The organism is Bariatricus sp. SGI.161 (genome assembly GCF_050313695.1).
Classification (GTDB): domain Bacteria; phylum Bacillota; class Clostridia; order Lachnospirales; family Lachnospiraceae; genus JAFBIX01.
Window position 1 is genome coordinate 37,951 of sequence record NZ_JBNPLX010000009.1, and the last position, 13,017, is coordinate 50,967.

12 protein-coding genes are annotated in these 13,017 nt (G+C 39.6%); all 12 read left to right on the plus strand.

Going from position 1 to position 13,017, the window contains the following annotated elements:
* Positions 1 to 2 precede the first annotated feature (2 nt).
* The 12 genes from nusA to ACQRBH_RS07115 all read left to right on the plus strand — a co-directional run bounded on the left by nusA (position 3) and on the right by ACQRBH_RS07115 (position 12,984).
* Entirely contained in the window at positions 3 to 1,178 is a 1,176-nt protein-coding gene (nusA, locus tag ACQRBH_RS07060) for a transcription termination factor NusA (protein WP_235231544.1), read from the plus strand.
* Between the two features lie 32 nt (positions 1,179 to 1,210).
* Positions 1,211 to 1,465, plus strand: coding sequence for an RNase P modulator RnpM (gene rnpM / locus ACQRBH_RS07065; protein ID WP_328282582.1), 255 nt, complete (start codon positions 1,211 to 1,213; stop codon positions 1,463 to 1,465).
* Positions 1,452 to 1,775, plus strand: coding sequence for a L7Ae/L30e/S12e/Gadd45 family ribosomal protein (locus ACQRBH_RS07070; RefSeq protein ID WP_347376305.1), 324 nt, complete (start codon positions 1,452 to 1,454; stop codon positions 1,773 to 1,775). Before rnpM ends, ACQRBH_RS07070 begins: the two co-directional genes overlap by 14 nt.
* 14 nt (positions 1,776 to 1,789) lie before the next feature.
* Positions 1,790 to 4,561: a translation initiation factor IF-2 gene (gene infB / locus ACQRBH_RS07075; protein WP_427761262.1), complete on the plus strand. Its 2,772-nt coding sequence runs from the start codon at positions 1,790 to 1,792 to the stop codon at positions 4,559 to 4,561.
* A gap of 37 nt (positions 4,562 to 4,598) precedes the next feature.
* The gene (rbfA, locus tag ACQRBH_RS07080) at positions 4,599 to 4,982 is read left to right on the plus strand and encodes a 30S ribosome-binding factor RbfA (protein WP_427742081.1); all 384 of its coding nucleotides are present in this window, start codon (positions 4,599 to 4,601) and stop codon (positions 4,980 to 4,982) included.
* A complete protein-coding gene (locus tag ACQRBH_RS07085) occupies positions 4,972 to 5,931 on the plus strand; it encodes a DHH family phosphoesterase (RefSeq protein ID WP_427761263.1) in 960 nt (319 codons plus the stop codon). Before rbfA ends, ACQRBH_RS07085 begins: the two co-directional genes overlap by 11 nt.
* Before the next feature lie 16 nt (positions 5,932 to 5,947).
* Positions 5,948 to 6,874, plus strand: coding sequence for a tRNA pseudouridine(55) synthase TruB (gene truB / locus ACQRBH_RS07090; RefSeq protein WP_427761264.1), 927 nt, complete (start codon positions 5,948 to 5,950; stop codon positions 6,872 to 6,874).
* A gap of 17 nt (positions 6,875 to 6,891) precedes the next feature.
* Positions 6,892 to 7,818 (plus strand): bifunctional riboflavin kinase/FAD synthetase, encoded by a 927-nt coding sequence (locus tag ACQRBH_RS07095; protein ID WP_427742078.1) that lies wholly within the window; start codon positions 6,892 to 6,894, stop codon positions 7,816 to 7,818.
* An 11-nt stretch (positions 7,819 to 7,829) separates the two neighbouring features.
* Positions 7,830 to 9,479, plus strand: coding sequence for a Na/Pi cotransporter family protein (locus ACQRBH_RS07100; RefSeq protein WP_427761265.1), 1,650 nt, complete (start codon positions 7,830 to 7,832; stop codon positions 9,477 to 9,479).
* Positions 9,480 to 9,611: 132 nt separating this feature from the next.
* Entirely contained in the window at positions 9,612 to 9,878 is a 267-nt protein-coding gene (rpsO, locus tag ACQRBH_RS07105) for a 30S ribosomal protein S15 (protein WP_235231535.1), read from the plus strand.
* Positions 9,879 to 10,054: 176 nt separating this feature from the next.
* The gene (locus ACQRBH_RS07110) at positions 10,055 to 12,151 is read left to right on the plus strand and encodes an RNA polymerase sigma factor (RefSeq protein ID WP_427761266.1); all 2,097 of its coding nucleotides are present in this window, start codon (positions 10,055 to 10,057) and stop codon (positions 12,149 to 12,151) included.
* Positions 12,152 to 12,264: 113 nt separating this feature from the next.
* Positions 12,265 to 12,984, plus strand: a complete 720-nt coding sequence (locus tag ACQRBH_RS07115) for a LytR/AlgR family response regulator transcription factor (protein WP_427761267.1) — start codon at positions 12,265 to 12,267, stop codon at positions 12,982 to 12,984.
* The last annotated feature ends 33 nt before the right edge of the window (positions 12,985 to 13,017 follow it).

Here is a 13,017-nt window from a genome sequence, read left to right on the forward strand (position 1 = left end):
AAATGAATACAGAATTATTAGAAGCATTGAATATTTTGGAAAAAGAAAAGGATATCAGCAAAGAGACTTTGTTGGATGCAATTGAAAATTCTCTGCTGAATGCCTGCAAGAACCATTTTGGAAAGGCTGACAACATTAAATTGATCATGGACAGATCGACATGTGATTATAGCTTGTTCGCAGAGAAGACGGTTGTAGAAGAAGTAGAAGATAAGTTAGAGCAGATCAGTTTGGAAGATGCAAAAGAAATTGACAGTAAATATGAGTTGGGAGATATTGTCCAGATTCCAATTGAATCAAAATCTTTTGGACGTATTGCAACTCAGAATGCAAAGAATCTGATTCTTCAGAAAATTCGTGAAGAAGAGCGTAAAGTAGTATATGATCAGTATTTTGAAAAAGAAAAGGATATCGTTACGGGTATTGTTCAGCGTTATGTAGGAAAGAATGTAAGTATTAACCTTGGAAAGGCTGATGCAATGCTTACAGAGAATGAACAGGTAAAAGGAGAAGTATTCAAACCGACAGAACGAATCAAATTGTATATCGTTGAAGTGAAGAATACGACAAAGGGACCAAAGATTCTTGTATCCCGTACACATCCAGAACTCGTAAAACGTTTGTTTGAATCAGAAGTGACAGAGGTAAAAGAAGGAATCGTAGAGATTAAGAGCATTGCAAGAGAGGCGGGAAGTAGAACGAAGATTGCGGTATGGTCTAATGATCCTGACGTTGATCCGGTAGGCGCATGTGTCGGTATGAACGGAGCAAGAGTGAATGCGATTGTAGAGGAACTGCGTAAAGAGAAGATTGATATTATTAACTGGAGTGATAACCCGGCCATTTTTATTGAGAATGCGTTAAGTCCGGCGAAAGTGATTTCTGTCATGGCTGATCCGGATGAGAAGACCGCAAGTGTCATTGTACCAGATTATCAGCTTTCACTGGCAATTGGTAAGGAAGGTCAGAATGCAAGACTTGCTGCAAGACTGACAGGATATAAGATTGATATAAAGAGTGAATCTCAGGCAATTGAATCTGGAGAACTACCTGAAAATTATATGGAACTGAGCGAAGGAGTATTTGAAGAAGAATACGATGAGCCATATGAGGAATCAGAAGGATATGCACCGGAAGAGGAAATTGCATTTGAGGAAGTAGACGATACAGAGGAATAGGTGATTGTTTGAGCGCAAATAAAAAGATACCTATGCGTAAATGTGTGGGATGTCAGGAAATGAAGAGTAAAAAAGAGATGATTCGTGTGATTAGAACTTCAGAAGGAGAATTTCTTCTGGATGCGACCGGAAAAAAGAATGGGCGTGGAGCGTATATCTGTCCTTCTAAGAACTGTCTGGAAAAGGCAGTAAAGAATAAAGGCCTTGAACGGTCATTTAAGCAGTCTATTCCGAGGGAAGTGTACGAAGCATTGGAAAAGGAGATGGAGATACTTGAAACAGAGTAAAGTATTAGCGCTTATTGGTCTGGCAACCAAAGCAGGCAAGACGGTCAGCGGAGAATTCTGTACTGAGAGGGAAGTGAAAGCTGGAAAAGCTGCACTGGTAATCGTGGCGGCAGATGCGTCTGATAATACGAAGAAGAAGTTTCAAAATATGTGTGACTATTATCACGTGCCAATCTATTTTTATGAAGATAAAGATACCTTGGGGCATGCAATGGGAAAACAGTTCCGCGCATCTCTTGCAGTATTGGATGAGGGGTTTGCAAAAGGAATCAGGAAGCATATGGACACAGAAGATAACACAATTGCATAGAGGAGGTAGTTAATATGTCAAAAATTAAAATATATGAATTAGCAAAGGAATTAGATGTCCCAAGCAAGGATGTCATCGAATTTCTGACTGAAAAGAATATTGAAGTAAAGAATCATATGAGTACGTTGGAGGATTCAGAAGCGGATATGACAAGAAAGGCTCTGGCAAAACGAAAAGCTCCAGAAGCAAAGACAGAACAGGAAGCTCCAAAGAAGAAGAATATCGTTCATGTATTCCGTCCGCAGAATACACAAAATGGAGCAAAGCAGGGAAGAAGACCTGGCAATCGTCCGGCACAGCAGGGAGGACGTCCTCAAGCTTCTCAGGGAAGACCGATGCAGGTTAACAACGGTCGCCCATCGAAGGCTGCTCAGACAACACAGCAAGTACGTCCGGCAACACCGGCGGCAGAAAAACCACAGAAAGTAAAGACGCCCGAAAAACCAGTAGAAAAAGTGGCAGCTCAATCGGTACAGCCGACTGCGCCAGTGTCAGAAAAACCAAAGAATGTGCAGAACGTAGAGAAGCCGGCAGAGAAAAAAACGGAAAGATCATTTGATAGAAATTCCGAGAGGAATTCCGATAGAAATCAGTCTCAGAGACGCCCGGAGCAGCGTCAGGAAAAAGGCGGGGACAGACGTCAGGATTCTTCCAAAGATTCCAGAGGATCAGGACAGCGTCCGCAGCGTGGAGATCGCCCACAGGGAAATCGTCAGGATAGATTCTCGAATGATAGGGATAATAAAGACAGAGACAGTAGGGATGGAAGAGAAAGGGACAGAAATCAGAACCGCAGATCCGGGGATAGAAATGACCGTCGTAATAATGACAGAAGAAATAATACCAGCATTCCGACACCAGCTGTAGAGACACAGAAGCCACAGCGTAGCAAAGGAAAGGGAAAAGACGACTATAAGAAGAAAGATTATCGCCGCGAGGATGAAGATGACAGAATGCCAAAGGGCAAGAAAAAGAATGAGCCAAAACAGCAGCTTCAAAAACCTCAGCAGAAACAACAGAAGGTGGAAGAAGAGATTAAGTCTATCGTAATTCCGGAAGTACTTACAATTAAAGAGCTTGCAGATAAGATGAAGATCGTACCATCTGTCATCGTTAAGAAGCTTTTTATGCAAGGCAAGATTGTAACGGTGAATCAGGAGATTGATTACGAGACAGCAGAAGAGATCGCACTGGAATTTGAGGTGCTCTGTGAAAAAGAAGAGGTTGTAGATGTTATTGAAGAGCTTTTGAAAGAAGATGAAGAAGACGAATCTAAGATGAAGAAGCGTCCGCCGGTAGTCTGCGTCATGGGCCACGTTGACCATGGTAAGACTTCTCTTCTGGATGCCATTCGCCATACGAATGTGATTGATAAAGAGGCGGGCGGTATTACTCAGCACATCGGTGCATATGTAGTAAATGTAAATGGAGAGAAGATCACATTCCTTGACACGCCAGGACATGAAGCATTTACTGCAATGCGTATGCGTGGTGCAAGTTCGACAGATATTGCGATTCTTGTGGTGGCTGCAGATGATGGTGTTATGCCGCAGACGGTTGAAGCAATCAATCACGCAAAGGCCGCAGGTGTTGAGATCGTGGTAGCTGTCAATAAGATTGATAAACCAAGTGCCAATATCGAGCGTGTGAAGCAAGAGCTTACAGAATATGAGCTGATCCCAGAAGACTGGGGCGGAAGTACAGTGTTTGTGCCTGTATCTGCAAAGACTGGAGAAGGTCTGGAAGATTTGATGGAAATGATCATCCTGACTTCAGAAGTGATGGAATTAAAAGCCAATCCTGATCGAAGTGCAAGAGGTCTTGTATTGGAGGCACAATTGGATAAAGGAAGAGGTTCTGTAGCAACGGTTCTTGTACAGAAAGGAACTCTGCGTGTTGGTGATTCCATTGCGGCAGGCTCTGCTTATGGTAAAGTAAGAGCTATGATGGATGATAAAGGAAGACGTGTGAAAGAAGCAGGTCCATCTATGCCAGTAGAGATTCTTGGATTGAATGATGTTCCGAATGCCGGTGAAGTATTTGTGGGATGTGAAAATGATAAGGAAGCAAGAAGCTTTGCAGAGACATTCATCTCTCAGAGTAAGATGAAATTATTGGAAGAGACAAAATCAAAACTGTCTCTGGACGATCTGTTTACTCAGATTCAGGAAGGTAATCTGAAGGAACTTGGTATTGTTGTAAAGGCAGATGTACAAGGTTCTGTTGAAGCAATGAAGCAGAGTCTGTTAAAGCTGTCTAATGATGAAGTTGTTGTAAAGATCATCCATGGTGGTGTCGGTGCAATCAATGAGTCTGACGTCAGTCTTGCATCTGCATCCAATGCGATTATCATAGGATTTAATGTGCGCCCGGATGCAACTGCAAAAGAGACGGCAGAGCGCGAAGGTGTAGATATTCGTCTCTATCGAGTTATTTACAATGCGATTGAAGATGTTGAAGCAGCGATGAAAGGAATGCTGGATCCAATTTTTGAAGAAAAGGTATTAGGCCATGCAGAAGTACGTCAGACATTCAAAGCATCTGGCGTAGGAACTATTGCAGGTTCTTATGTGTTGGATGGTATGTTTGAAAGAGATTGTTCTGTGCGTCTGACACGAGATGGAATCGTTATCTTCGAAGGACCTCTTGCGTCTCTGAGACGTTTTAAAGATGATGTAAAAGAAGTAAAAGCAGGATATGAATGTGGATTTGTGTTTGCCAACTTTAATGACATTAAGGAAGGTGACCTTGTAGAAGCATTCAAGATGGTAGAAATCCCTAGATAATCTCAGGTGTTTCTTCCTGCAGAAAAGAGGGAGTAAAATGAGAAAAAGAAGTATTAAAAATACAAGAGTCAATACAGAAGTACAGCGGGAGCTTAGTAATATAATTCGCGGAGGAATTAAGGATCCGCGAGTAGCTCCATGGACTTCTGTGGTCGCGGCGGAAGTAGCCCCGGATTTGAAAACCTGCAAAGCATATATCAGTGTGTTGGGGGATGCGCATGCACAGGCAGAGACAATTAAGGGCCTGCAGAGTGCGGAAGGCTATATCCGGCGAGAACTGGCACGTACATTGAATATGCGAAATACACCAGAAATTAAATTTGTGTTGGATCAGTCGATTGAATATGGTGTCAATATGTCAAAAAAAATCGATGAAGTGACCAAGGGCATGACAACGGAAGGTGATGCAGATGCTGAATAAGATTTTAAGCGATGTTAGGACAATTGCAATTAGCGGACATGTGCGTCCGGATGGCGATTGTGTAGGATCTTGTATTGGTTTATACCAGTATATTAAAGAGAATTTTACAGAAAAAAAAGTGGATGTCTATCTGGAAGAGATTCCAGAAGCATTCACATGTCTGAAAGCTACGAAAGAGATTTGTCATGAGATTTCGGATGAGAAAGTGCAATATGATCTGTTCTTTTGCCTGGACTGTGGTGATAAAGAACGTCTGGGATTCTCTGGTGAGTTGTTTGACAATGCGAAATATACTTATTGTATTGATCATCATATCAGTAATACTGGGTTTGCACAGGAAAGTTATGTGGTGCCGGATGCAAGTTCTACCTCAGAGTTAGTATATAATTTACTGGAAGATGAGAAGATTTCTCTGGATACTGCCAATGCTCTCTATCTTGGCATTGTTCATGATACAGGTGTGTTCCAATATTCATGTGCGACCCCGTCGACCTTCAGAATTGCAGCCAGATTGTTAGAGAAAGGTGTGGATGCACCGAGAATGATACAGGATACATATTATGAAAAGAGTTATGCTCAGAATCAGATTTTGGGAAGAGCGTTGTTAGAGAGTATTTTATTTATGAATGGTACTTGTATTGCATCTTATGTCACCAAAAAAGTCATGGATTTTTATAGAGTTGATGCTAAAGATCTGGATGGAATCGTAAGTCAGCTTAGAATTACGAAAGGTGTAGAAGTCGCTATTTTTATGTATGAGATAGAGTCAAATACATACAAAGTAAGTCTTCGCTCTAAAAATTATATTGATGTGAGTAAGGTTGCACAGTATTTTGGCGGTGGAGGACATAAGAAAGCTGCCGGACTGACGATGATTGGAAGGCCGCATGATGTGATTAATAATCTTTCTGAGCAGATTGAAGTACAGATGAAGGAATTGGCAGAATAAAAGACAGGAGAAAACGATGATACACGGTATTTTAAATGTGTATAAAGAAAAAGGATATACTTCTCATGATGTCGTAGCGAAACTAAGGGGAATTGTTGGACAGAAAAAGATTGGGCATACGGGAACGTTAGATCCGGATGCGGTTGGTGTTCTTCCTGTCTGTCTGGGAAAAGCAACTAAATTATGCGATATGCTTACCGATAAGGATAAGACGTATGAGGCAATTCTTCTGTTGGGACGTTCTACGGATACGCAGGATACTAGCGGAACAACCTTGACAACCCGGGATACGTCTGCTCTTACAGAGGAAAAAGTAACAGAAGTGATAGAAAGTTATGTGGGAGAGTATGATCAGATACCGCCGATGTATTCTGCTTTGAAAGTAAATGGTAAGAAATTGTATGAACTTGCCAGAGAAGGAAAAGTAGTAGAGCGAAAGGCAAGAAGAGTTGTGATATACCAGATCAGGATTCTTAAGATGGAGCTTCCGCGCGTGAAAATGGAGGTGTCCTGCTCAAAAGGAACGTATATCCGAACTTTATGTCATGACATTGGAGAAACACTTGGATGTGGTGGATGTATGGAAAGTTTAGTACGAACACGAGTCAGTAGCTTTCGGATTGCTGACAGTATGACTCTGGAAGAGATTTCCCAAAAATGCATGAAAGATTGTTTGATGGATGTGGTCATTCCAATTGATGCAATGTTCCAGGAATATCAAAAGATTACGGTAAAAAAGAGCTGGGATTTTTTGGCGAAGAATGGAAATTCATTGCCGATGAATGCCGTGTACTTTGAGCACGAAGAAAAATCCAGAGAAAAAGTGGATGGAGATTATATGCGGTTATATGATGAACAGGGACATTTTGTTGCAATTTATAGTTGGAACGATGAAAAGAAAGAATATCAGATCATAAAGATGTTTTTTTGCGAAGATAAATAACGATTAGAGGGAATAGAATGCAATATATCAGTTTGCTGTCACATTATAATGACAGCAGAGAAACGGCAGTTACTTTTGGAAAATTTGATGGACTTCACAGAGGACATCAGATTTTGGCAGAAAAAGTACGTGAGCTGGGAGAAAAAGAAAAAATGAACAGTGTTGTGTGTTCCTTTGATATGCATCCTTTATGGGAGAGTAAAGGTATTCTCCCGCAAGTATTAATGACGGGGGAGGAACGAAGGGAACACTTGGAAGGAAAAGTGGATTATCTCGTAGAATGTCCATTTACTCAGGAGTTTCGTCAGATTCATGCAGAAGATTTTATTAAAAATATCATAAATGGTATTTTTCATGCGAAGTATGTTGTGGTAGGAACAGATTTTCAGTTTGGATATGAAAAGCATGGAGACATTCATATGCTTGCGGATTATGCAAAACGTTATGGATATGAATTGCTTGTGATGGAAAAGGAACGTTATAAAGACCGGATTATCAGTAGTACTTATATCAAAGAAGTTTTAAAGCAGGGAGATATGGAACTGGCAAAAAAACTTCTTGGGTATGCGTATAGCGTCAGCGGCAGAGTGGAACATGGCAAACAGCTTGGAAGAACATTGGGATTTCCAACATTGAATGTAGTATGGCCACATGATAAAATAGTTCCTCCGCGAGGAGTGTATTTTAGCAATGTCCGAATAGATGGCTGTTGGTATCATGGTATTTCGAATGTGGGAGTGAAGCCAACGGTAAGCAATGAGAATAAGGTGCTGATTGAAAGCTTTCTGTTTGATTTTCAAGGAAATGCCTATGGAGAAGAAGTGACTATTGAACTGTTGGAATTTCGACGTCCGGAACAGAAATTTGAAAATATTGAAGAGATGAAGACTTGTATCGATAGAGACATTGAATTCGGCAAACATTTTTTTGCGCTTGAGAGATAAGGAGAATACAAATGAGTATTACAACAATTTTTATGTTGTTTGGGGGATTGGGATTTTTCCTGTATGGTATGAAAATGATGAGCGAAGGTCTTGAAAAAGCGGCTGGAGCCAAAATGAGAAGTATTCTTGAATTTTTTACCAAGAACAGATTTATTGGAATGGTGGTAGGAATTATATTTACCGCAATTATTCAATCATCCAATGCAACAACTGTGATGGTAGTAAGTTTTGTGAATTCGGGACTTATGAATTTGATGCAGGCATCAGGAGTAATCTTGGGTGCTAATATTGGTACCACGATAACAGGGCAGCTTATCGCATTTAATTTATCGGATATTGCACCATTAATTGTCATTATTGGTGTCATTATGATCATGTTCTGTAAGAAACAGAGTATCAAAAAAATCGGAGAAGTAATACTGGGATTTGGTATTTTATTCATGGGTCTGAGTATCATGTCAGACAGCATGTCAGCAGTTAAAAATTCGCCGAGAATTTTGAATTTCCTGGCTTCATTGACGAATCCGTTTGCAGCGATTTTGGTTGGTTTTTTGATTACTGCTGTACTACAAAGCTCTTCTGCAACGGTAGGTATCATTCTGTTGATGGTATCCCAGAAACTTTTGGAATTTACCATTTGCCCGTTTATGATTTTGGGCTGTAATATTGGTTCTTGCGTATCTGCATTAGTAGCGAGCCTTAGCGGAAAAAAGGATGCAAAACGTGCCGCATTGATTCATTTCCTGTTCAATGTGATAGGTTCTGCAATATTCTTCTGTATTTTGCTTGTTGCAGTTGAACCGTTTACAAATGCGATTTTGTATATATCTGGTGGTAGTCTGGCACGTTCCGTTGCAAATGTACATACTCTGATGAAAGTATTGGAAGTAGCCATGATGTTCCCATTCATGGGATGGATTGTGAAATTAACTTATAAGATTGTTCCGGGTAAAGATACAACTGCAGAGGATCAGTATGAATTGCTTTATATTGGCGATGGTTCTATGATGTCACCTACAACAGCAGTAATGGACAGCATTCATGAAATTGAGCATATGGGTAAAGTTGCGGTCATGAATTTAAAAAAATCAATGGATGCGCTTTGTAATCTGAATGAAAAAGAGATACAAGAAGTCTATGAAACAGAAGAATATATCGATTTCTTGAACCGTAAAATTACGGATTATTTAGTAAAAGCAAATGAGATCGCGCTCCCTATTGCGGATGAAAAATTGATCGGTGGTTTGTTTCATGTGGTGAATGATATTGAAAGAATCGGAGATCATGCAGAGAATTTTGTGGATTCTGCGAAGACTAGAATTGAGCGCGGGATAGAACTGACCGATAAGGCAAAAAAGCAGCTTCTTGATATGATGGATAAGACTACGAAAATATTAGAATATTCTCTTGAAATGTTTACAAACCGCAATTATGAACATATGAGGGAAATTCTGCATTTGGAAGAAGAGATTGATGAGATGGAGAAGAAACTGCAGAATGCACATGTAAAGAGATTGACGAAGAATAAATGTACGCCGGAGGCGGGAATGATATTCTCTGATACAATATCAGGTCTGGAGCGTGTAGCTGATCATGCGACCAATATTGCATTTGCAATTTTGGAACCAATGAATGAACAGGATGATGAAGAGGAAGAATAAGAATAAGATTTTTCTTTACATTAGGTGTATGTTATGATATACTATATCACTGTGAGAGCCGATGTTCGGTAAATGGAATCTCCAACCGTTACTTAATGTCTGGCGTTATAAAAGTTTAAGGAGGAAATAAAAATGATTTCTAAAGAACAGAAAGAACAGATTGTAGCAGAATATGGAAGAACACCTGGGGATACAGGTTCACCAGAAGTACAGATTGCTATTCTGACAGCAAGAATTAATGATCTGACAGAGCATTTCAAGAACAATCCAAAGGATCATCATTCAAGAAGAGGACTTTTGAAAATGGTTGGTCAGAGAAGAGGACTTCTTGCTTATCTTAAGAAGACAGATATCGAGAGATATCGTACATTAATTGAAAGACTTGGATTAAGAAAATAATTGCATAGTTTGTGTGCGAAAGAACCTTGCCTGGATACAGGCAGGGTTTTCTTTTTGTTACCTGAAATGCAGTGACAAAAATTACAAAAATCAAGCTGGATATTACGAAAACAGACACAATCTACTGTATATCTGGTATTCTAATCTTAAGATACGTATAGAAAAAAGGAATTGAGATGTATACAGACGAAGAAATTTTAGATTTATTAGAGCAAGATAAAGATTACGGGGCAAAAGTGCTGATGGGACAGTATTCGTCTTTGATTCGAAGTACTTGTGCCTCAAAACTTAGGAGTCAGGAAGATATTGATGAATGTGTGAATGATGTGTTTGCAGAATTCTGTCTGAATCACAGTCGTTTTGACAAATCAAAGGGAACTCTCAGAAATTATCTGTGTACTATTGCTGAACGAAGAGCCGTTGACAGATTTCGGAAAAACTGTCGAAGACAGAAAATAGAGAATGAGGTCCTGGAAAGATATAAAGAAGAAAAGGACATCCATATTAATCAGACAAAGCAGGCGGAACAATTGGAAGAAGCAATGGAACAGCTTCCGCCTTTGGACCAGCAGATTTTGAGCATGCATTATTATAATGGCTTAAGTTATGGGGAAATTGCAGAAGAGCTGGATATGAAGTATGAAAATGTCAAGAAAAGAGGATCGAGAGGGAAAAAGAAATTGTTGTATTTTATCCTGATCAGTATATTGATATTCGGCATTACAACCAGTGCAGTCAATATCATGAAGAGACATGGCTGGCTTCCATCCTGGTTCCCATTCTATGATTTGATTATGTCGGAAGAATCTTCGGATCAAGATGAAACTGTGCAAAAAAGGAAAGGAGAAGATCCAATAAAAACTCGTTCAAAAGAAGAGGAATCGGAAGACAATCAGGAAGAAGAAATAAAACAGTCAGGAGTGGCTGGCGCAGTTCATTCTATAAAAGAAGCAGTAAGTGGTGTGAAAAAGTACCAGTTTTCTCTTATGGACGGCTTGATCTGGTCCGATATTCCGTCCTATGAAATGGTGAAAAATACACAGAAATTTGTGAAGGATGATGTGACATATGAACTGGATAATGTATTTTATCAAAATGGAATATGGAAGATAGATATCAGATTAACGTGTTCGGATATGGAGCGAGTATATGATGATATAGATTCTTATGAAGAACTGACACCAGAAGAAAAGGCGGAACTATTCCAAAATAAGCCGAATGGCTGGAGCTATAATGAAGCACACTATCTGGAAAAGGCATATTTGCAGTCGGCAGGTGATAGGAAATTTTTCTTGGAATATCAAAAGGGACACATTAATAGTCCCGGAGAGGAGTACATATTTATAGCCAGTTATTATGGAAAATGGGTACCGGAAGAGGATGGAGCCGACAAGATCGGTGTCTCAATCGTGCTTCCTGAGGGGAATGAATTCTTTGTGACAATGAAAAAACTGGATGTAAAAGAATATAGTGAATCTTCAGAAGATACTTCAGAAGGGGTAAAACGGAACTCAGCAGTTGTGAATGGAATCTATATGAAGACAGGGCTTACAGCGTTAAAAGAAGGAATGGCCATTGTTAATCTCTATCAGGAGAATCCGGAAGAATATAAAATAGATGATCTGATAACCAGAGGTTACTTTTGGTATCAGGAAGGGGAGATAGAGCATCCTGTATTAATTGACTCGGCTGGGAATTCTTATGAACGCTGCCGGATAAATGTGCAGGATACAGAGACGGAAACAGGATACAGAAGAGGATTTGAGATTTATTTTCGGAATATAGAGCCAGGAGAATATATACTGCGGATCCCTCAGTTATGCCTGAGAAAAGAAGCTATGACAGAGCCGGTAGAGATTAATCTTCCAACGGAAGAAGATGATTACCTGGGGTGTGACCAGACGGTTTTATTTGATGATGGGACAGGGCTTCATATCACAGGGATCAGACGTCATTGTACCATTACGTATCAATATAATCTCTCGAACGGACAGGCCGAGATCATTGAGGGCCGCCGCTGGGATTATGAACTATTATATGAACCGGTTTCTGGATCGCCTGAAACGGAGCTCCAGTTTGTGACCGCAAAGGCGACAGGGACTGCATCAAATGGGCAGTCGGTAAATGCCAGTGTTCCATATATCGATGACCGGGAGTTTTATGCGTTATCTGTAGAGAGTGAGGATATACCGGAATCTTTGAATGTACAATTTTATAGCCCGGTATATGTATTGAAGAAAGAAGTTTTATTTGATATTACACTTCAAGAATAATGAAAGAAAAGAAGTCGACTTCATAATCGGCTTCTTTTTTTACAAAAAAATAAATAATATGTCCCCGTTTTTGATTTTAAAACGAATAGGAAAATGACAAAGGGGGAGAACATATGTTAAAAATAATAATCTGTGAAGATAATATAAATGATTGTGAAGAATTAAAACAGACACTCAGTCATCTGCTTTTTGACAGAGAGGAAGTGACTTTTGAGTGTTATGAAGACGGATCTGAATTGGTGGAAGTGATGGAAAGAGGCGGACATATCTGGGCAGATCTAATCTTCATGGATATTACGATGCCCAGATTAGATGGAATGAAAACAGCACATATTTTACGGAGAAATGATGTGGATTCTGCAATAATTTTTATTACTGCAAGAAAGGATATGGTATTTCAGGGATATGAAGTACAGGCGTATGCATATCTACTAAAACCTGTGGCAGTAGAAAAACTGGAAGAAATACTGCAGTCTTATCTGGAAAAACGAAGAAAGGTTCAGGGACAGTTCTTTTTAATAAAAAGGCAGAAAAGGAAAGAGTTTATCCTATTAAATGCAATTAAATATCTGATGAGTGATAAACGAAAAATTAAAGCAGTCGTTGAATATCCCTGCGAATCCATTGAATTTTATATGAAGATGCAAGAAGCAGAAGAAGTATTGAAATCAGCAGGATTTTTTCGATGTCATCAGAGCTATCTGGTAAATATACATCATGTCCTCTACTGGGATGGCAACAGCATTGTGATGAAAGGAAATGAGAAAATTCCGGTCAGCCGTAAATACCGTGAAGAAGTAAATCGAAAAATCGAAAGTTGTTCAAATCTGTGAGAATATGTAATTTGGTAGTAGAATATTTAAAAC